Annotated in this window: 21 protein-coding genes; 4 read left to right on the plus strand and 17 right to left on the minus strand. The window is 35.8% G+C overall.

Annotated features, from left to right (window positions below):
- From ACWZFG_RS05235 to ACWZFG_RS05265, 7 genes are all read right to left on the minus strand, one after another.
- A complete protein-coding gene (locus ACWZFG_RS05235) occupies positions 1–1,194 on the minus strand; it encodes an acetylornithine transaminase (protein WP_177504411.1) in 1,194 nt (397 codons plus the stop codon).
- A 16-nt stretch (positions 1,195–1,210) separates the two neighbouring features.
- Positions 1,211–2,098, minus strand: a complete 888-nt coding sequence (argB, locus tag ACWZFG_RS05240; protein ID WP_177504413.1) for an acetylglutamate kinase — start codon at positions 2,096–2,098, stop codon at positions 1,211–1,213.
- Entirely contained in the window at positions 2,076–2,222 is a 147-nt protein-coding gene (locus ACWZFG_RS05245; RefSeq protein ID WP_418626528.1) for a hypothetical protein, read from the minus strand. The genes argB and ACWZFG_RS05245 overlap by 23 nt, the downstream gene beginning before the upstream one ends.
- Before the next feature lie 116 nt (positions 2,223–2,338).
- Positions 2,339–3,544: a bifunctional glutamate N-acetyltransferase/amino-acid acetyltransferase ArgJ gene (argJ, locus tag ACWZFG_RS05250; RefSeq protein WP_177504415.1), complete on the minus strand. Its 1,206-nt coding sequence runs from the start codon at positions 3,542–3,544 to the stop codon at positions 2,339–2,341.
- A gap of 42 nt (positions 3,545–3,586) precedes the next feature.
- Positions 3,587–4,621, minus strand: a complete 1,035-nt coding sequence (gene argC / locus ACWZFG_RS05255) for an N-acetyl-gamma-glutamyl-phosphate reductase (protein WP_177504417.1) — start codon at positions 4,619–4,621, stop codon at positions 3,587–3,589.
- A gap of 177 nt (positions 4,622–4,798) precedes the next feature.
- Positions 4,799–5,584 carry a DODA-type extradiol aromatic ring-opening family dioxygenase gene (locus ACWZFG_RS05260; protein WP_177504418.1) on the minus strand — a complete coding sequence of 262 codons (786 nt, stop codon included), beginning with the start codon at positions 5,582–5,584 and terminating at the stop codon, positions 4,799–4,801.
- A gap of 12 nt (positions 5,585–5,596) precedes the next feature.
- Complete coding sequence (locus tag ACWZFG_RS05265; RefSeq protein ID WP_177504420.1) at positions 5,597–6,313, minus strand: N-acetylmuramoyl-L-alanine amidase; 717 nt, start codon at positions 6,311–6,313, stop codon at positions 5,597–5,599.
- A 263-nt stretch (positions 6,314–6,576) separates the two neighbouring features.
- Between ACWZFG_RS05265 and ACWZFG_RS05270 the strand changes: the two genes are divergently transcribed.
- Positions 6,577–7,401 (plus strand): transglycosylase domain-containing protein, encoded by an 825-nt coding sequence (locus ACWZFG_RS05270; protein ID WP_177504422.1) that lies wholly within the window; start codon positions 6,577–6,579, stop codon positions 7,399–7,401.
- Positions 7,402–7,438: 37 nt separating this feature from the next.
- Here the strand turns inward: ACWZFG_RS05270 and ACWZFG_RS05275 are convergent, their stop codons facing one another.
- The 3 genes from ACWZFG_RS05275 to ACWZFG_RS05285 form a co-directional block, all read right to left on the minus strand.
- Positions 7,439–8,119 (minus strand): hypothetical protein, encoded by a 681-nt coding sequence (locus ACWZFG_RS05275; protein ID WP_147670429.1) that lies wholly within the window; start codon positions 8,117–8,119, stop codon positions 7,439–7,441.
- Positions 8,120–8,465: 346 nt separating this feature from the next.
- Complete coding sequence (locus ACWZFG_RS05280; RefSeq protein WP_455577227.1) at positions 8,466–9,584, minus strand: alanine racemase; 1,119 nt, start codon at positions 9,582–9,584, stop codon at positions 8,466–8,468.
- A gap of 5 nt (positions 9,585–9,589) precedes the next feature.
- On the minus strand, positions 9,590–10,009 hold the full coding sequence (locus ACWZFG_RS05285) for a RidA family protein (protein WP_455577228.1): 420 nt from the start codon (positions 10,007–10,009) through the stop codon (positions 9,590–9,592).
- A gap of 127 nt (positions 10,010–10,136) precedes the next feature.
- Between ACWZFG_RS05285 and ACWZFG_RS05290 the strand changes: the two genes are divergently transcribed.
- Genes ACWZFG_RS05290 through ACWZFG_RS05300 form a run of 3 tightly spaced genes read left to right on the plus strand, consistent with a single transcriptional unit; the run spans position 10,137 to position 12,372 of the window.
- Entirely contained in the window at positions 10,137–10,769 is a 633-nt protein-coding gene (locus ACWZFG_RS05290; RefSeq protein ID WP_177504426.1) for a helix-turn-helix transcriptional regulator, read from the plus strand.
- A gap of 19 nt (positions 10,770–10,788) precedes the next feature.
- Positions 10,789–11,784: a type II asparaginase gene (locus ACWZFG_RS05295; RefSeq protein WP_177504428.1), complete on the plus strand. Its 996-nt coding sequence runs from the start codon at positions 10,789–10,791 to the stop codon at positions 11,782–11,784.
- Between the two features lie 30 nt (positions 11,785–11,814).
- Positions 11,815–12,372, plus strand: coding sequence for a hypothetical protein (locus ACWZFG_RS05300; protein ID WP_177504429.1), 558 nt, complete (start codon positions 11,815–11,817; stop codon positions 12,370–12,372).
- Positions 12,373–12,501: 129 nt separating this feature from the next.
- On the opposite strand, the gene ACWZFG_RS05305 is transcribed toward ACWZFG_RS05300, so the two are convergent.
- The 7 genes from ACWZFG_RS05305 to ACWZFG_RS05335 form a co-directional block, all read right to left on the minus strand.
- Entirely contained in the window at positions 12,502–14,472 is a 1,971-nt protein-coding gene (locus ACWZFG_RS05305) for a methyl-accepting chemotaxis protein (protein WP_177504432.1), read from the minus strand.
- A 227-nt stretch (positions 14,473–14,699) separates the two neighbouring features.
- Positions 14,700–16,127, minus strand: a complete 1,428-nt coding sequence (locus ACWZFG_RS05310) for an NADH-quinone oxidoreductase subunit N (protein ID WP_177504434.1) — start codon at positions 16,125–16,127, stop codon at positions 14,700–14,702.
- Positions 16,124–17,659 carry a complex I subunit 4 family protein gene (locus tag ACWZFG_RS05315; protein ID WP_177504436.1) on the minus strand — a complete coding sequence of 512 codons (1,536 nt, stop codon included), beginning with the start codon at positions 17,657–17,659 and terminating at the stop codon, positions 16,124–16,126. Before ACWZFG_RS05315 ends, ACWZFG_RS05310 begins: the two co-directional genes overlap by 4 nt.
- Positions 17,659–19,566: an NADH-quinone oxidoreductase subunit L gene (gene nuoL, locus ACWZFG_RS05320; RefSeq protein ID WP_418627331.1), complete on the minus strand. Its 1,908-nt coding sequence runs from the start codon at positions 19,564–19,566 to the stop codon at positions 17,659–17,661. The genes ACWZFG_RS05315 and nuoL overlap by 1 nt, the downstream gene beginning before the upstream one ends.
- Before the next feature lie 14 nt (positions 19,567–19,580).
- Positions 19,581–19,892: an NADH-quinone oxidoreductase subunit NuoK gene (nuoK, locus tag ACWZFG_RS05325; RefSeq protein WP_147670409.1), complete on the minus strand. Its 312-nt coding sequence runs from the start codon at positions 19,890–19,892 to the stop codon at positions 19,581–19,583.
- Positions 19,889–20,392, minus strand: coding sequence for an NADH-quinone oxidoreductase subunit J family protein (locus ACWZFG_RS05330; RefSeq protein ID WP_177504440.1), 504 nt, complete (start codon positions 20,390–20,392; stop codon positions 19,889–19,891). Before ACWZFG_RS05330 ends, nuoK begins: the two co-directional genes overlap by 4 nt.
- A complete protein-coding gene (locus ACWZFG_RS05335; protein ID WP_177504442.1) occupies positions 20,385–20,792 on the minus strand; it encodes a NuoI/complex I 23 kDa subunit family protein in 408 nt (135 codons plus the stop codon). Before ACWZFG_RS05335 ends, ACWZFG_RS05330 begins: the two co-directional genes overlap by 8 nt.

Below are 20,792 nucleotides of genomic sequence, written 5' to 3' on the forward strand. Positions count from 1 at the left end.
TTATTGATGTTTTGCCAACACTTTATCCAAAATCACAATTAATTCATCGACATTTGCTTTCGTAATGATTAATGGTGGCACAAAACGTAGGACATTACCTGCTGTACAATTGATAATTGCACCGTTTTTCAAGCATTCATCCACGATTTCACGACCTGGTTTTGTAAGTTCTACACCGAGAATAAAGCCTTTTCCACGCACAGCTTTGATGAGCCCGCTATATTTTACTTTTAACTTTTGAAGTTCACTTATAAAATACGCCCCTACTGTTTTTACATTGTCCAGTAAATTTTCTTCATCAATTGTATCTAATACCGTATTTGCCGCCGCACAGGCTAACGGATTGCCACCAAAAGTTGAACCATGATCGCCCGCATGAAAAGCAGCTGCATATTGATCCGTAGCAATAAACGCTCCAACTGGTACACCACCAGCTAATCCTTTTGCCAAAGTTACAATATCCGGTTTTACCCCAAATTGTTCATAGGCAAACATCGTTCCACTGCGTCCAATGCCCGTTTGAATTTCATCGAAAATTAGCGCCGCATTATATTTATCACATAATGCACGAACCTTTTGCAGATAATCCGCATCAGGAACATTTACGCCGCCTTCGCCTTGAATTGGCTCAAGCATTATAGCACATGTTTTTTCACTTATCATTGCTTCTAACGCTTTGATATCGTTGTACTCCACGTAACGAAAACACTCTGGAAGTGGACCTACACCCTGCTGATATTTCGGCTGTGCTGTTGCTGTAAGCGTAGCTAAAGTTCGCCCATGAAAGCAATGATTCGCCGTAATAATCTCTGATTTATCCGCATCGAATTGATGTGCATACTTACGCGCAAGTTTCATTGCCCCTTCATTTGCTTCCGCGCCGCTATTTGCTAAAAATACCTTGCCAAGACCGCTTAACTTTACTAACTTTTCCGCTAAAACTGCTTGCGTCTGCGTATAATACAAATTCGAACAATGAATCATCTTTGCTGCTTGGTCACTAATTGCTTTAACGAGTTTTGGATGCGCATGACCTAAAACATTTACGGCAATCCCGCCCAAATAATCTATGTACTGCTTTCCATCGGTATCATATGCATACACGCCTTTTCCATGCGACAAAACGAGCTGATAGCGTGCAAACACCGGCATATAATAATCTTTATCCTTTTGAAAAATTTCTTCATTTGTCATCTAAGGTTCACTCTCCCTATTTTACAACTTCAGTTCCAATCCCCTGTGGAGTGAATACTTCTAGAATTAAGGAATGTGGCTGACGTCCATCAATAATATGTGTCTTGGCTGCCCCAGCTTCTAAAGAACGTAGACAAGCTTCTACCTTCGGAATCATCCCGCCTGCAATCGTACCGTCATGAATCATATTCCGTGCTTCTTGTTGCGTAAGCGTCGAGATAAATGTACTCTTATCATGATAATCGCGATAAATCCCCTCAATATCTGTTAGTAATAACAACTTTTCAGCTTCCAATGCACCTGCGACCTCTGCCGCTACATAATCTGCGTTGATATTATAACTTTCATTACCTTCACCAACGCCGATTGGCGCAATGACTGGAATATAATCTTGATCTAATAAGTCGTTTAATATCTCCGTATTGATTTTCTTCACATCACCGACAAAACCAATATCAACTTTACGCTGTATTCCATTTTCATGTACAACTGCCAAATGCTTTTGCGCTTTGATTAATTCTGCATCTTTTCCACTAAGCCCAACGGCTTTTACGCCATTATGATTTAATAAACTTACAATTTCCGTGTTAATTTTACCGACAAGAACCATTTCCGCAATCTGTACCGTTTCTTCATCCGTTACCCGAAGTCCACTGACAAATTCCGTCTCTTTGCCGACTTTTTTCAAAAATCCAGTAATATCAGGCCCGCCCCCATGCACAATCACTGGGCGCATTCCCACAAACTTCATTAAAACAATATCTTGGATAACTTTCGCTTTTAACTCATCATTAATCATCGCATTCCCGCCATACTTAATGACAATCGTCTTCCCATAGAAATGCTTGATATAAGGCAAAGCCTCCACCAAGACAGAAGCCTTATCTTCCGCTAAAAAACTCATGCTCCAAAACCTCCCCCAAAACAAAACCTTTTAAACCAGCACTAAGATAGACTGCCGGCTGACAAGAAGTAGGTAGCTGCTGGGCGCACCGCAAGTGAGTGCGCGGAGTCATACGTCTGTACATCGACCAAGCCTCACGCGGAGCAACAACGCAAATACGTATTTATTGTCTACCCGCGGTCTATCGTCCCTGCTATCCGCAATCGGCTGCCCGCCATCGTTCTGTCCCTATAATTTAACTCAGGTATGGTATTCTCCATTTATCTTCACATATTCGTAGGAAAAATCACACGTCCAAACCGTTGCGGTTTCTTCCCCTAAATGTAAATCAAGATTGATTGTGATATCATGCTCCGCCATAACATCGCGAAGTGCATCTTCATCAAACTCTGCACCAAGACCTTGATCGTATACGACAATATCGCCAAGCGAAACAACTGTCTTTTCCGGTACCATTTTTGCTCCTGCATAACCGGCGGCACAAATAATTCTGCCCCAGTTTGGATCTTGACCGAAGCACGCTGTTTTTACTAATGGAGATTTTGCAATACTCATTGCAATTTTTTTTGCATCTTCAAAGCTTTCAGCACCCTTTACATTGACTTCAAGGAATTTCGTTGCGCCTTCACCATCGCGGGCAACTAATTTTGCAAGCTCTGTACATACCGTATTTAATGCCGCTAAGAATGCATCATAATCTGCATCTTCCGCAGTAATCATCACATTTTCTGCCATGCCATTTGCCATAACAAGAACCATATCATTTGTACTTGTATCACCATCGACTGAAACCATATTAAAAGAAGTCGTTACAACTTTAGCTAATGCTTGTTGTAACAGGTCATGGCTGATTGCTACATCCGTTGTCACAAAACAAAGCATTGTTGCCATATTCGGATGAATCATCCCTGAACCTTTCGCAATACCGCCAATGTTTACTTTTTTCCCACCAATTTCAAAAGTAAAGGAACATGCTTTTGGATAAGTATCCGTTGTCATAATTGCTTTTCCCGCTGCAATACTACCATTATCATCCAGAGCTGTTGCAGCTTTTTTTATGCCAGATTCAACTTTATCCATTGGTAAATTCACACCGATAACGCCTGTAGACGCTACAAATACTTCTTCAGCTTTTACCTTCAATTCCTTTGCTGTAAGTTCAGCCATTTTTTTAGCGTTTGCAAACCCAATTTCTCCAGTACAGGCATTTGCACAACCTGCATTGGCAACAATCGCTTGCCCTACACCATTTTGTGCAACTGCTTTCGAAACCCATACCGGCGCAGCAGCAACAAGATTTTGTGTAAACACACCAGCTACAGTCGCAGGTACTTCACTATAAATAATTGCTAAATCATCTTTACCACTCTTTTTAATTCCAGCTTTGATTCCGGATGCTTTAAAACCTTTCGCAAGTGTAACACCTGCGTTATTTTCTCTTAACATAATAAAACCTCCCTAATATTTTCTTTTTATCTTCTATCAAAATCACGGATATAAAGGTACACCTTCTAATCCCATCTTTTCTTCAAAACCACACATAATATTAAAATTCTGCACAGCCTGCCCAGCCGCACCCTTAACTAAATTATCAATCACCGATAAGACGATGACTCTGCCCACACGTTCATCCACATGCCAGCCAATATCACAGAAGTTTGAACCACGAACATTTTTCGTTGCTGGATAGCCCCCATGGCCAAGTAAACGAATAAAATATTCATCCTTATAAAGCTTTTCAAATGCTTCATTAACCATCTGCGTTGTAACACCCGGTTTTAAATTTGCATAACAAGTGCTTAATATTCCGCGTGACATCGGAATCAAATGTGGCGTAAAACTAAGCACAACCTCTTCACCTGAAAATTCAGATAGAGCCTGCTCAATTTCCGGAGTATGTCGATGTCCACCAACGTTATATGCTTTCAAATTATCATACAGCTCGGTAAACAAATTATCTACTTTCGCTGAACGACCCGCACCTGATACCCCAGATTTTGCATCAATCACTACAGTATGTAAATCAACTAATCCTTCTTTTGTCAATGGTGCTAAGGCAAGAATGCTTGCTGTTGTATAACAGCCTGCATTACCAACAATTGTCGCATTTTTGATTTGACTGCGATATAATTCTGCTAATCCATACACGCGTTTCGCATCTTTATGCGTATGATCAACTTTATACCACTTCTCATAAATGCTTGTATCTTTAAAACGATAATCCGCCCCCAAATCAATCAGCTTTACATTTTTCCCTTCAAAAGCTTTTCCTACCGCCATTGCATGACCATGTGGCAAAGCAATAAATACAACCTCACTATCTTTAGCAATCAAATCAATATCTTTCATACTAATTAATTTTTTTGTATAAACATTGTTTAAATGTGTGTATATATTTTCAATTCCCGTTCCAGTTTGACTTTCAGATGTAATATGAACAACTTCTACTTTCGGATGATTTTTTAATAATCTTAATAACTCTACTCCTGCATATCCAGTAGCTCCGATAACACTTACTTTCATCGAATTCCTCCTTACCAAGCAACTCTGTTAATTATTATACACCTTTTATGAATAATAATTCAATACTTTTTGCAAATTTATTCACATATATCCTATAAATATTTATTTATTTTTCTTAACTATATAAAACAAAACCTTTGAATATACACTTTCACTTTGTATATTCAAAGGTTTTATTCAGTCTTTATTATGCAATAAAAATATACACTGCTTCTCTTCGATAAATCCTTGGGTAAACATCTGTGGTGTTACCTCTTTTCCACCTACTACCCCAAGAAGTAAAAATAACTTACTAAAAGCTTCTTCATCTTCTAATGGTATAACTGATTTATCCATATTCAAAAGTGTCTTTATCTCTGCTTTCTCTATCGCTACACCAACATCCTGCATAATTTTCTTATCATCAGCTTGTCCAAATTTATTGAATTCTCCGACGGTCAGTACTATAACCCTTTTATTTACCTTATCAATTGCCTTCTGTAAACTCTTCCCAAAAGTATACATTTCTTCATATGGAAGCTGATTACAAGCGATACTGACAACTTGCCCTTTAAAGCCAGCTTTATACAAATAATAAAGTGGAATAAAACTTTGATGATCGATATCTCTTGATAGATGATTATCTTCCGCCTGCTGTGATAATTCTTCCAATTCAATACCTACACGCTTGCTCTGATTCATAATGCTTCGCATGAGTAAACTATCAGTCTCAAATCCAAGCACCATATCCGTTAAACCGAATTTACCCATATCACCTTTTATTCTTGGCTGTACATCGATCGTAATCGCTGATGGAAATAAATTTTGCTTTGTTACTATAACAATCGTTTGCGGTTTATACTGACAAATCATTTGTGATATTTTTTCCATATAATCTGCTATTTTTTGTGTTTGCTTTTCTTTTGTCTCATGCAGCAGTTCAATCATACAGGACAAAAATGCTCCTCCAATTAATTTAGCCAACTCGATACCTCCTCAGCCTCCAGAATTTTGATGAAAATGATAGGATAATGCTTTTGCAATTTGATTTACCATATTTTCCTGATAATTTTTATCAGATAACAATTCAGATTCTTTTCGATTACTTAAATATCCTGTTTCAAGCAAAACTCCTGGAATATTGCTGGATTTTAAAATTAATATACTATTATCCAATTTTTCCGCCCTTTTATTATTGGGCGGATATTTTCTTAATAGCTCTTGCATAGTATGAGCTAAAATTTTATTTTCCATTAGTTTATCTGAATAAAAAACTTGTGCACCTGACCATCTTGTTGCTTTATCCGCATTACAGTGAATACTCACAAATGCATTTGCACCTGAATTGTTAATCATATCCACTCTTGTTAACAAGTCGTTCCTTTTCCCGCCCTTTCCCCGTGTATAATAATCAACATCACTTTCTCTTGTGTAAATCACTTCTACACCATTCTCTGTTAAAATCTTTCCAAGCAATAAACTAATTTCCAAAGTAAGATCTTTTTCCTTCAAACCATAATAAGCTGCTCCGCTATCTATGCCACCATGACCAGCATCAATAATCACTTTTGTTCCTTGTAAATAATCTAACGAGACCATTTCCAGCTCATTATCGGCCAGATATTTTATCATTAAACTATGTGCTAAGAAAATAGTAATACTAAATAATACTACGCGCTTTAGCAATGGAATCGAAATAAAATACGCTCGCATACTATGTGCCTCCCTAGCAAAACAATAAAATAGATTTAATTCAGAGACTTAGAGGCTCATCTGTGCCCCATGGGTATAACTTCCACTTATAAAAGATGGAGTCTTAACTCAGGTTAGTCATCGAATAAAAGTTTTTAGAAAAAGAATTTATTTTTAAAATATGCGGTAAAATTCATTTATATGAAATGAATTTTACGTTTGAAAAGTTTAATATTTAGGGTAAAATATAATGAGATTTTAACTTGTATTATTGGAGGTTAGATATGCAACGTTTTCGTTTTGGACGTTTTTTTCTATATTTATTGATTTTGTTTTTTCTTTGTTTTTGGTTTTCGGGTGGTAACACTATTCTCAATTTTTTCGATCCTGCTTTAAAAACTACAATAAAGCAAGCTTTAGATGCCAATCAAATATCCTCTTTGACAAATGTGACAAATGAAACGAAAAATGATTTAACGTCTACTTATGACCGCATCTACCGTTTAATTGCACTTAAATCAGCAGTAGATAGCAAAATTGCCAAACAAAATTATGTAAAGCTCGAAAATATTAGTTTATCTTTACAACAAGCAATCATCGCTACTGAAGATAACCGATTTTATACGCATCCAGGTTTTGATGTTGAGGGAATTATGCGTGCGAGTCTAGTAAATTTACAATATGGAGAAGTTACTGAAGGCGGCAGCACAATCACTCAGCAACTTGTTAAAAATCTTTTTCTTTCACAAGATCGCTCCTTAAATCGAAAGATGGAAGAGTTTGCTTTAGCTGTCGATATGGAAATGCGCTATTCCAAGGAAGAAATTTTAGAATTATATTTAAATACCATTTACTTTGGTTCTGGGTTTTATGGCATCAGTGAAGCATCTATGGGATATTTTGCAAAAATGCCAAATGAATTAACACTTGCTGAAGCTGCAATGTTAGCGGGACTTCCTAATGCACCATCAGTTTATTCTCCGTATGTCGATTTTAATGCTGCAAAAAAACGCCAATCGGTCGTTCTAAGTCGTATGGCAGACACAGGCTATATCACACCTACAATTGCAAATGAAACAAAATCAGTACCTATCTACTTAGCAGAATAAAAAATGAGCATTTGACTTTCAGTCAAATGCTCATTTTTTATTTTATTTTCTTGCCGAATCCTGCATAAAAATCTTTCACGATCCGTTTATACATATCAATTAAATCTTTTTCAGCTTCACGATAATCTACATAGCTATAAATTAAAGTATTATCTGCCGTCGTGAAAACCTCAAATTTCACCCTGATATGTGCAATGTATAGATATTTACCCTCAACATAGTGTTCTACAGTCTCAGGAACTTTCACTTCATACTTCTTTCCGTCAACCCAATAGCTATAATCTCTATACTCAGTCGTTGTATAGTAATAAGGGTCTTTCCAAACCTTATCTATCCAATATTCTTGAATAGTTTCTTTAATCCAAACATCAGAAAATTCTTTAATCGCATCTTGCCATACTTGATCTCGTTCACTTTCATCAGTAATTGCATCTAAGTCAACAAGCTTATAACGAAGCAATTTACTCTTGATATCACGTGCAGTAAAAAAATTTCCATTCTTTACTTTTGAACTTCCATCATAAAAAGCATCACAAAGCAATCTCTGTGTTATCTCTTCATCAATATCATCAGAATAAGTAGGCTCCTCCATATATACATTTTGAATGCCGCTAAAATTAAAATTACGATCTGCCCAAGTTTGATTTTCTGCAAAAACCATAGAAGTAGTTAAACTTAATAGAAAAATAACTAGAAAAAAAATCTTAAATCGTTTCATTAGCTTCACCTCTTTAAAATTAAATTTGGACTTTCTGACTAAAAGGACTATGATAATACTAAAAACAAATTCATAAACCCAAGATCAATTTTACTATATTCTCTATTTTATTCGCTAAATTACTCCCCTTTCCCTTGTTTCTTTATTTTTAAAAAATCTATTAGTCTTCATCTAGCAAAAATCTGTTTCTTAATTTTTCGCCAAATATTACTTCTTTACTCACTACTATTATCATCAAATAAAAATACAGCTTATCTTAAAAAAGATAAGCTGCTATAAAGTAAGACTTGATTTTAGCGTAATTTTAACTTCGTCTAAATCATCAGATAAAGATCGAAATATTTAATTATTGTGATTTTCCTCTACAAAGCACTGGAATTTCTTTTATTACTTTACCATCAGTGACAAGATAAGCTTTTTCATATAAATTACACGTTGGACAAATATGATTTGGAATTACTTCTACTTTGTCACCGACAGCAATTGCTTCACGAAATCCTCTATTGTAAAGGACAGCATGCTCATCAAATACACCACTTAATCGTACATTATTTGAATTCTTAATCATTCCATAGCCATAAGTAGTGCATATTCCTTCCGTGCGATTTTGTGAAGTCAATGCTTTTGCACCAGCATCGAGAACGACACGTTCAGCAGTAGGTCGACTAATTACACTAGACAAAACTGTTGCTGCACATTTACTAAAATCAGAAATTGCACTACCTTGTCCTACATCCATTAAAATGAAAGTTCCGGGACGAATTTCAGTAACACCTTCCGCAATTTCACCATGCATCAAAGATGGTGTTGAACCAATACTTACAATATCAATTTTATGTCCCATTGTTCGTAAAAGTTCAGCAGCTGCAACAGTACGTCTGTGCGCAATTCGTGCTAATCTAATGCATTCTTCCGCGCAGCTTGCTTTATAACAATGCCCTTCATGAGAAAATACACCTTTAAGCACTACATTTTTTTTAGAAAGAATATATTGACCTAATTCAAATAAATCTTCATCTTCAATAACCCCCGAGCGATTTTCGCCAACTTCAATTTCAATTAATACTTCTAAAGGTTTCGATGTATTTACAAATACCTTTTCTATTTGATCAATTTGTTCTTTGCCATCAACGCCGATGCGAATTTCAATTTTATCATGTAAAGCTTTTAATCTATTATATTTTATTTCACCAATGATTTCATTTGCAATAAAAATATCCTTTATCCCATTCTCTGCCATGACTTCCGCTTCACCAATCTTGGCAACAGCAATTCCTTTTGCCCCTTCATTAAGACAAAGCCTAGCAAGTTCAGGCATACGATGCGTCTTTGCATGAGGTCTTAAATTTACTTTATTTTCTTCTGCCTTATTTATCATAGACCGTAAATTCTGCATCATAATATTCTGATCAATTAACAATGCTGGAGTATCAATCATTACATATGGACTTTTAAAAGATTTCAATATACTCACCCCTTATTTTCTTCAGATTCTACTGCCGCAACTGCATCTATTTCAATAAGTGAATTAAAATGCAACCCTGCCGCCGGTACAATCGTACGAGCAGGCTTATGCTCACCAAAAAATTCAGCATAAGTTTGATTTACTTCTTCCCAACCATCAATATCCGATACATATACCGTTGTTTTTAAAACCGATTTTCTACTGCTGCCACATTGAATTAAAACAGCTTCTAAGTTTGATAAAGCTTGTTTTACCTGATCTTTTAGAGACCCCTTGGGAAATTTCTCTTTTAGGTCATAATTTATTGGTAACTGCCCTGAAATATAGGCAATCCCATCATGAATAATCGCTGGACAATAATGTCCACTTGAAAATTTTGAGTGATTTGTATGAATAAATTCCATATTTCCACATCCTCTTTTCATCGAACTTGATTTTATATAAAATTTTATATAAAATGAACTTAATTAAATTATTCTACGTCTATAATACATAAATTTTTCTACATTATCAATCTTTTTATAGAAAAATTTATATTTTAAAGGAGCTTTTATGAAAAAAGAATTAAGCAAATATATTCCTATGATAAAAATGCTTGCGCAAACTTTTGGGAAGAACTGTGAAATTGTTCTGCATGATTTATCACAGCCTCAGTCTTCCGTCGTCTATACGATAAACAATCATGTTACTGGACGTCAAATTGGCCAGCCATTTGATCATTTAATTAAACAAGTACTTCTAGCAAAAGATTTTACCGATGATTATAAAGCAAACTATTTAATTTGTACGCCAGATAAAAGAGAAATAAAATCTTCAACAGTATTTTTGCGTGATTCTACTGATAAAATTATTGGTGCAATCTGTATTAATTATGATTTATCAGCATTGCGTAACATCCAAAATTTTTGCAATGATATGTTAATGATAGATACTGAAACGATTCCATCTGAAATTGAACCTTTTGATCATGTAGTAGAAATCGTGGATGATTTAATTGATAAAATTATCTCTAATACAGATGTAGCAACATTAAAACGTAAAGATAAAATTGAACTCATTCATTTCATGGAGAAAAAAGGCGTATTTTTAATTAAAGGAAGTATTGATAAAGTCGCTGAAAAAATGAACATTTCTAAAGTAACTGTCTATAGTTATCTTGACGAAATAAAAAAAATGGAAAACTAATAACGAAAGAGGATACACCATGACAACATTACCCAAAATTAAAGTTTTAGCAACAGGCGGTACAATCGCTGGAAGTTCAGCTTCTAGCACCGAAATGACAGGCTATCAAGCTGGCACATTAGGAGTTGAACTTTTGCTATCTGCTGTACCCGAAATACAAAAAATTGTCGATATAAGCGGCGAACAAATTTCTGAAATTGACAGTTGTAATATGACTGAAGAAATATGGTTTAAGTTAGCGAATAAACTTAATGCTTTACTCGCAGACGATGAAATTACTGGTGTCGTTATCACACATGGTACCGATACAATGGAAGAAACTGCTTACTTTCTAAATCTCGTTTTAAATAGCAACAAACCAGTCGTATTAGTAGGTGCAATGCGACCAGCAACAGCCATTAGCGCTGATGGTCCGTTAAATTTATTAAACGCTGTAAAAATCGCAATTCATCCAGATTCTATTGGACAAGGTGTTCTTGTCACGATGAATGACGAAATTCATTCTGCCCGCGATGTAACAAAAACCAATACCTTCATGGTAAATACCTTTAAAGCAACAGAATTGGGTATTCTCGGCTATATTATTAATGGCGAAGTAAAATACTATCGTGCAACTACTCGCAAGCATACCACAAATGTAGATTTACCTTTAGAACATATAACAGCGTTGCCACAAGTAGAAATTATTTATGCACATGCCAATCAAAATCGTATTTTAATTGATGCTGCTGTAAAAAGCGGAGCTAAAGGAATTATTTATGCTGGTATGGGAAATGGCAGCATTCACTGCAACGCTGAAGCAGCTTTAATTGATGCAGCTAAACAAGGGGTAATCGTCGTACGAAGCAGCCGTGCAGGAAATGGTGTTGTCGTTACAACTAATCCATTCTGGGATGAAAATAATTTTGTGAAATCAGATACTCTTAATCCTCAGAAAGCAAGAATTCTCCTCGCTTTAGCTTTAACCCAGACAAATAAACCTGAAGAAATCCAGCAAATGTTTAATGAATATTAAAAAATCATTTTACTATTAGGAAGTGTTATTATGAAAAGAAAAGGGGCTTTTCTTCTTATATTACTATTCTTTACTACTTCCAGTTGTTTTGCTGAAACGATATCCTTACCTAAACGTATTGCGGTTTTACCTACGATCAATCAAAGCGTCCCAAATTTAGAATTAGAAAACTATCTAAGAAGTGAATTGACAAAGAAATTACGTATTCCACTGAATGATATCATCCATGCTCACGAATATATTGCTGTAGAAGAAATCGAAGTCATTTTACCTGAGTTAAAAACACAATTCAATAATCCAGAAAAATTAAAAATTGCTGCTGATAAACTTTCGGCGGATTTAATCATTGGTATTGTAATTTTGAATGCACATGAACGTCAATATCAAAACCTATGGAATGGGGAAACTTATTTATCAAGTAACATTTCACTACGTTTAATTAGTTATGAGCGAGATACTGACACATTTTTTAACAAGAAAAAAAGTACTTCTTATCATGGAACATATATGTTGTTTGGACGTCTCCAACCTTTAGCTAAATCTACTATTGACAAACTATTAAACTCCTATCCCCTAAAAAAATTTTAAAATATTATTTTTTTAACATTGAATCTCTTTATTTCATTTATTCATTCTAAAAGTTCGTCTAAAAATACAATATATTTACATTAAAATAGGCTCCAAAGATAAATTATCTTTGGAGCCTATTTTAATCTTTTAAATTTTAAATTTATTAATCATGTTTTGCATATCTTCTGCCATTTGCGCTAATGATCTTGATGATGATGCAATCTCTTCAGTTGATGCCGATTGCTGCTGTGTCGCTGCTGAAATTGATTGGGCCTGGTCTGTTGCCTGATGACTTACTTTATTCACCTTTTCAATTGATTCCACTATTTTTTCACTGCCTGCAGAAACTTGTTTTACCGATTGAGCAACTGTACCCATATTATCCGTGATTTCCTGCACCATATTCAAAATTGCTTTAAATGCGCTTCCTACTTCTCTTATTGATTCCGAGCCTGCTTTTACCTCTTTACTTCCGTTATCCATCGCTTCAACGGCCTGCATCGTATCTTCTTGAATGCTTGTAATAAGATTTGTAATTTCCTGTGTTGCATTTTGAGATTGTTCTGCTAATTTTCTTACTTCTTCTGCTACAACAGCAAATCCTCTTCCCTGTTCCCCTGCTCTAGCCGCTTCAATTGCTGCATTTAATGCTAATAAATTAGTTTGTCCTGCAATTCCAGAAATCGTATCAACGATTTGTCCGATTTGTTTTGAATTTTCTCCTAGTCTTGCTACAACCTCTGCTGAATCAACAACTGTCTTTTCAATTTGTGTCATTTGTTCAATTGCGTCTGACATTAATTTTTGTCCTTGCTGTGCCTCTGTTGCTGTCTTATTAGAGATTTCACTTACTTTATTTGTTTGGTCTGCTACTTGTGCAACTTCATTTGCTACACCTGCAACTTCACTTGATGTTGCTTCTAGCGTTACCATTTGATTTTGCATTCCCTCTGCCACGTTTACAACTGTTCCTGCAACATGATTTGCTGCTTCTGCAGATTGATGCGCACCTGCTGTCAATTCTTCTGATGATGCTGCAATCATTTCAGAGGAACTAGATACTTGACGAATAAGATCTCTCAAGTTATCACTCATTGTATTAAATGCCTTAACTAAAGTACCAATTTCATCATTTGTCGTTACTTGCAGCTTTTCTCCTTGTAAATCTCCATTCGACATCTTTTCAGCGCTATTCGTTAACATGATAATCGGTTTTGTAATCATATTAGAGAAACGTAATCCTAGTACTAACAATACGATAATACTAATAAGAGTGATAATAGTATAGTTGATTTTCATCGTTGCTAAATCGCTATAAACAAAGCTTTCTTCAACCATAATCCCTACAATCCAACCCATATGTTCTACTTTTGCATAGCTAAAAATCATTTTTTGTCCATTGACACTCACTTCAAAGTTTCCTTTATCATTAGTCTGCATCTCTTGCCAATGACTTTTAAATAATTCACTTTCTTGCATGTTTTTTTCTTCAATTCCGCCTTCACCTTGCGCAATTACAACTCCAGCTTTATCTATAATAAAGCCTTTTCCATGCTTATCAATATTTATGTTCTTTGCTATCTCGTTCATAATATCAAGAGAAATATCCATTGCCAAAACGCCTTGCGTTTTCCCCATAGCATCTTTATATGGAACTGCTGCACTAATAACATTTTTTTTAGTACCAATATCCATATATACATCAGTGAATATCAAGGCCCCTGAATTTTTTGCATTTACATACCACCCACGGGTAGTCGGATTATAGTCCGGTGGTAGAATATCCGCTTCATTCGATCTAATAAATAGACCATTTTCTCTCCCATTATAAAAATTTTGAACGTCTTTATCATTCGCCAATCCCATTACAGACCCTTTTGCATTGATGATATCTTCCGGCATATGTAAAAAAGTATCTGCAATCATTGTCATTTTATTCGCTTTCGACATCATCCAGCTATCGACTTCATATGCTTGCTGATCGACAATCATAGCTAATCTGCTTTCAATACTTTCCGTTAATTGCTTTTGAGAATTATAATATCCAATCCCCGATACAATAATTAAAATCGCTGCGATAACTGCAATTAACACCAAAAATTTGTTTTTCATCCCCATACATATCCCTTCTTTCAGCATATTATATTTTTATTATAACAAAATTCTAGAATAAGTTTATTGTTTTTTAACTATTATTGTTATTTTGTGAAATAAGTCCTAGAAAAATTAAAGACTGATTCAACATAAAAGTTTGAATCAGTCTTTAAAATTATAATATAAATCCCTGGATAGCAATTTCTAAGATTCAGTTGGCATTAAAACTTCATATGAAGCAAGCGCGCTGTTTATCTCATAAATGTTTGCGATGCAATGTTCGTAATCAATGCAACTTTTTCTGGGCAAATCCCAATTAAAATTGTTGCAATTGAGCTAATTAATACTACCGCTCGAATTGCGCCAGAAATTACGATTTTGGTTTCATCTTCATCGTATTCCATATACATTGCTTTTGCTACCATCAAATAATAATATACAGAGATCATCGACATGATAAAGCCGACAAATGCCAACCATAAATACCCTTGTTCAACAACAGCAGTAAATAAATACAATTTACCAACAAAACCAGCTGTTGGTGGAATTCCAGCCATAGAGAGTAGCGAAATCGTCATCACAGCTGCTAAAATTGGAGCTGTCCTCGATAATCCCCTAATATCTTTCGTATCTGTGCCACCTTTATATTTATCAACCACAGCAAGTACAGCAAAAGCACCTACATTCGCAAATACATATAATAGCGCATAAAACATTACCGCTTTCATTCCTGCCACATCGGCAGCTACGATACCGACCATCATATAACCTGCTTGTGCAATCGAAGAATATGCTAACATTCTTTTTAAATTTTCTTGGCGAATTGCCATAATATTACCAAATATCATACAAATTGCTGCAAAAATAGAGAGTATCGGTAACCAATAATCAGCAGTAATCGGAAATGCCGTATATAAAATACGCATAAATACTGCTAAGCCTGCGGCTTTAGATCCCATTGCTAAGAGCGCTGTTATAGGCGTTGGTGCGCCTTGATAAATATCAGGCGCCCACATATGAAATGGAATCACTGATAATTTAAAGAAGAATCCAATCATCACCATTGTAATCCCTGCAAGTCCTGCCGCATAAAACAAATGATAGTTCATACAAATACCTGCAAAAGTAATCTGACTTGTCACACCATACACCAAACTGATTCCATATAACATCACTGCTGTAGATGCAGAACCTATCAATAAATATTTTACTCCGGCTTCGCTTGATAAGCGATTTCCTAGCTTATAGCCAACTAAAATATAAAATGAAATCGTCATTAATTCTAAACCAACAAACATTGTTAAAAAATCATTCGCTGATGCCATTACCATCATACCTAATAAAGCAAACAGTAAAATAACATAATATTCACCACGATATTTTGGCAATGTCTCTACATAATCTAAGGAAAATAAAATGGTAAATCCTACAGATAAAATAAAGAGTTGTTTAAAGAATATCGCAAAATTATCTAAGATAAATAAATTTTGATAAAAATATTCACTATGTCCTAAATGATATTGAGTGAACGTATGAAGAAATAAACCAAGCAGACCAAAAATCGCAATATAACCAATACTGCGTCGTGTCTCTTTTGCCGGCAGAATTAGATCAACTGCCATTAAAACTAATGCTAATACTAAAACTAGCAGCTCTGTGCTGATTATCGAAAAATTCATTTGCACATCCCTCCCAGTAAAGTCGGTGCATCACTTAATTGAGCAAATAAAGGCATTAGCGGTTCTACACCACTATTAATCACACCCATTAAAAGTTGAGGGAATATACCAAAACCAATTAAGACGATACCCAAAAGAATAAGCGGCATTAACTCCACGCCTTTAGCATCACGATATTTATCAAAACGTACTGAACGTGGACCAAACAATACTTTAGCTAATACCCGTAGGGTATATAAAGCGGTAAAGATAATGCCTGAAATTGCTAAAACCGCACAAACTGGATATTCACCAAAGGAACCAACAAAAATTGTAAATTCTGGCACGAATCCAATTAATCCAGGTAATCCAAGTGATGCCATCCCTGCAAGCATAAAACCTACTGCTATGCGTGGCATCTGATGAGCTAAACCACAAAGCTCATCTACACTGCGTAAATGCGTTTTCTCATAAACATAACCAATCATCGCAAAGAACAATGCACTCATCACACCATGTGCAACCATATTGGCAATCGCACCATTCACACTAATTACATTGAGTGCTGCAAAACCTAATAATACATATCCCATATGTGATACCGAAGAATATCCAATCACATATTTTAAATCTTTTTGCACTAAAGCAATATATGCTGCATAAACAACATTAATCATTGCCAAAGCCGCAATGAGCGGTGCCCAAAATTTTGCGCCTAAAGGCAATACAAGAAGACCTAAACGAATCAAACCATATCCACCAATTTTTTTCAAAACACCAGCATGAATCATCGATACTGCTGTCGGTGCACCTGCATATCCGTCCGGTGACCAACTATGAAAAGGAAACATTGATAAAAGGGATCCAAAACCAATAAGCAGTAACAAGAAAGCAAAGATTTGAAATTCTTCGCTAAAATGCCCCATCTGCTGTGCAGCTACAAGCGCCTCCATACTAAAGGTTCTAAGTGGTCCCGGATAGGCCTGTAAATAAAGCGCAACGATACCAACGAGCATGAATGCTGACCCCATTAATAAATAAATCGTTAATTTCATACCAGCATATTCTTTGGCAACTCGTTTTGTCGATCCCCAAATAAGTACCATAATATAAATTGGAATAACCACTAACTCATAGCACAGTAAGAAAATAAATAAATCACGTGCAATAAATGTGCCTGTTACACCAGCAATCAAAACTAATAATAGAATAAAGAACTCTTTGGAACGATTATCTATATTCCAGGAGCTAAATACTGCTGCCAAGCCAATTAAATTCGTTAATAATAACATAGGAAGCGATATTCCATCCACACCAACGGCATAAGCCACACCTAAGTCTGTAATCCACGGAATTTCTTCCACAAACTGCATTCCACCTAAAGAAATATCATAATTTACATAAGCAAAAACTGTCATTCCTAAAGCTGCAATCATCGATCCAGCAGCAATTAATTTTGCAACTTGTTTTGATTCTTTAGAGACAAAACAAAGCATCAATGCGCCGACAATCGGTGCTAGTAAAATCGCCGTCATTAAAGGAAATTCACCCATTAAAAAGCACCTCCTGCCCGCATAAGTGCTAGCATCTTATACGCATAAAACAGACTAAATGCCAATAAGGCGATTACACCGCAGAAAAAGACTGCTGCATATTGTTGTACTTGACCAGTTTGTCCTCTGCTTAATAAGTTGCTAAACATTCCAGTAAATCTTGCCAATGCATTCACAATGCCATCGACAATATAAATATCAATTAAATATAAGATCTTACCTATACCATCAACAAAGTATTTTGTAAAGATTGCATAAAACTCATCAATATAATATTTATGGAAGCTCCAGTCATAAAGACAACCGAACTTTTCGCTGATTGCATCCGCCGACCAACGTTTTGCAACATAAATATTCCAAGCTAAGTACATTGCAAGTAAGGATAATATAATAGAGGTTCCCGCAATCGTATAATCAATTCCGCCATGATGCGGAGATCCAAACCGTACCCAATCACCGAAGCCAAAAAGGTGTCCAAACAAACCACTCACTACTGCAAGCGCCGCTAAAACAATCAATGGTAACTTCATGCTAAATGGTGCTTCATGTGGTGTATGTTCATTTCGCGCTTCGCCGAAGAAAGTCACGAATAATAATCTAAACATATAGAAGGCTGTCATAAAAGCCGTAAGCGTTGCCAGTAAATATAGTGGCGTACTAACCGCCGCCGCTGCCGCTAAAATTTCATCTTTAGAAAAGAAACCGGCAAATGGAGGAAGTCCAGAAATTGCAAGGACACCAATTGTCATTGTAGCAAAGGTAACCGGCAATTTTTTCCTCAATCCACCCATTTTAAAGATATCCGCCTCATCATGTAGAGCATGCATAACTGCACCTGCACCTAAGAATAATAGTGCTTTAAAAAATGCATGTGTCATCAGATGAAACATGGATGCAGTAAGCGATCCTACGCCTAAAGCAAGCATCATATAGCCAAGCTGACTTACTGTAGAATATGCCAAAATACGTTTAATTTCACGTTGCGTAAATGCAATGCTAGCAGCAAAAAATGCAGTAAATGCTCCAAGCCATGCAATCACATCCATCACAAAAGGTAACTGACTAAATAAGAAATAAGCTCTAGCAATCAAATATACCCCAGCTACGACCATTGTAGCCGCATGAATCAATGCCGATACTGGCGTTGGTCCTTCCATAGCATCAGGAAGCCATACATGCAAAGGAAACTGACCAGATTTACCGATTGGTCCAACAAAAAGAAGTAACGCAACTACTGTCAAAAATGCTGTGCCATAGACTGCAATATAGCCTGGCAACATCTCACGAAGCGATACAAAATCTAGCGTACCAAACGTAATTTGTAATAATAAAATACCGAGCAGCAAACCAAAATCTCCGACACGCGTTGTAATAAAAGCCTTTTTCGCCGCTTCTCTTGCCGAGATTTTGTGAAAATAATAACCGATTAATAAATAAGAGCATAAACCTACCAGTTCCCAAAAAACAAATAGTTGAACAAAGTTTACAGCGATAACTAAACCAAGCATCGAAGCCGCAAACAATGATAAATATGCAAAGAACCGTCCAAAGCCATTGTCTCCATGCATATATCCTACAGAATAAATCTGTACTAATAAAGAAACTAACGTAACAACAAATAACATCATCGCCGTCAATGGATCAATTAATACACCCATATCAATATGTAATCCAGGAATGCTCATCCAAGAAATTCTTTGTACAAATGGCGTTTCAACGGTGATATTTAAATTTAAAACCGCTTGTGCAATTCCAAGTGCCAAAGCAAAACTTGCTGTACTCATCGTAATCGCAACTGCTGCAGATAACCGCCAGCACTTTCTTACTCCAAGTCCAACAAACAAAAAAGCAATTGCAGGGAGTAGTGGAATCAACCAAGCGTGATGAAGTGCAAATTCACTAAACATAAAACTCCTCCTTCCTACCCTTTCATGCCATCTAATTCGTCTGCATTTACAGTAAATTTATCGCGATAAATTCTAAACGCCAAGGCAAAACCTATTGCAACTTCAGCAGCCGCAACGGTAATTGAAAATATCGTCATTACTTGTCCCGTAAGATCACTTACTGGAACAAAATGATTAAAAGCAATAAAATTAATATTCACTGCATTGAGCATTAACTCAATACACATCAAAATAGCAATAATATTTCTCTTTACAAATAAACCGTATAAACCTATACAAAACAAGAGCGCGGCTAAAACTAAAAAATGTGTTAGACCAATCGTCATACTTCATCCGCCCCTTTTGCTAAAATAATTGCCCCAACCATTGCTACTAATAACAATGCAGCTGCAACTTCAAATGCGACAATATATTGATTAAGTAATAAATCAGCAATCCCGCCTACCGTATCAGTAAACAAATTCGCATCTAATTGCCAAGGTGTGGCAACAAAAATGCTAATCATTACAATGGCAAATAAACCGACTAAAAATAGCGATGTCATTTTATGTCCATGATCCGGATTTGAATCATCCATACTTTCACGCCTTGTTAACATTACCCCAAGCGTAATCAAAATCGCAACTGCTCCTGCATAGACAAGAATTTGAACTGCCGCTAGAAAATCTGCATGTAATAAGATATAAACACCAGCTACACCAATAAAAGATACAGTAAGAAGCAATGCACTATGCACTAAGTTTTTCTTTGCAACAACACCAATTGCTGCAAACAAAGTAACTGCTGCAAGCAGATAAAAAGCAACTGAATACACTAACTCATTCATTTTCTTTCACCTCTTGCTGTTTTATTTTTATACAATCATACTCTGTATCTTTTTTGAAATAAACCGCATTTTCATAGTTTTTATCCCATGTTAAACACTTTACCGGACATGCTTCTAAGCATAAATTGCAATACATACATCTTCCTGAATGATGTATATACTTCTCAAGATGCCTTTTTTTATTTTCATCTACACTAACATCAATGGAAATTGCTTCGTTTGGGCAAGAAATCGAACACATTTTACATCCGATACATTTATCCTGATCAACAATTAATTGCCCACCGCGAAAACGCTCTGACATCGGCAATTTTTCTTCTGGATATTGCACGGTTTCCTTTTTCCCAAAACAATGTTTCCATGTGATGCCCATTCCAGTTAGTAAACCTTTGCCCCACAT

It is taken from the genome of Anaerosinus sp., assembly GCF_965318445.1.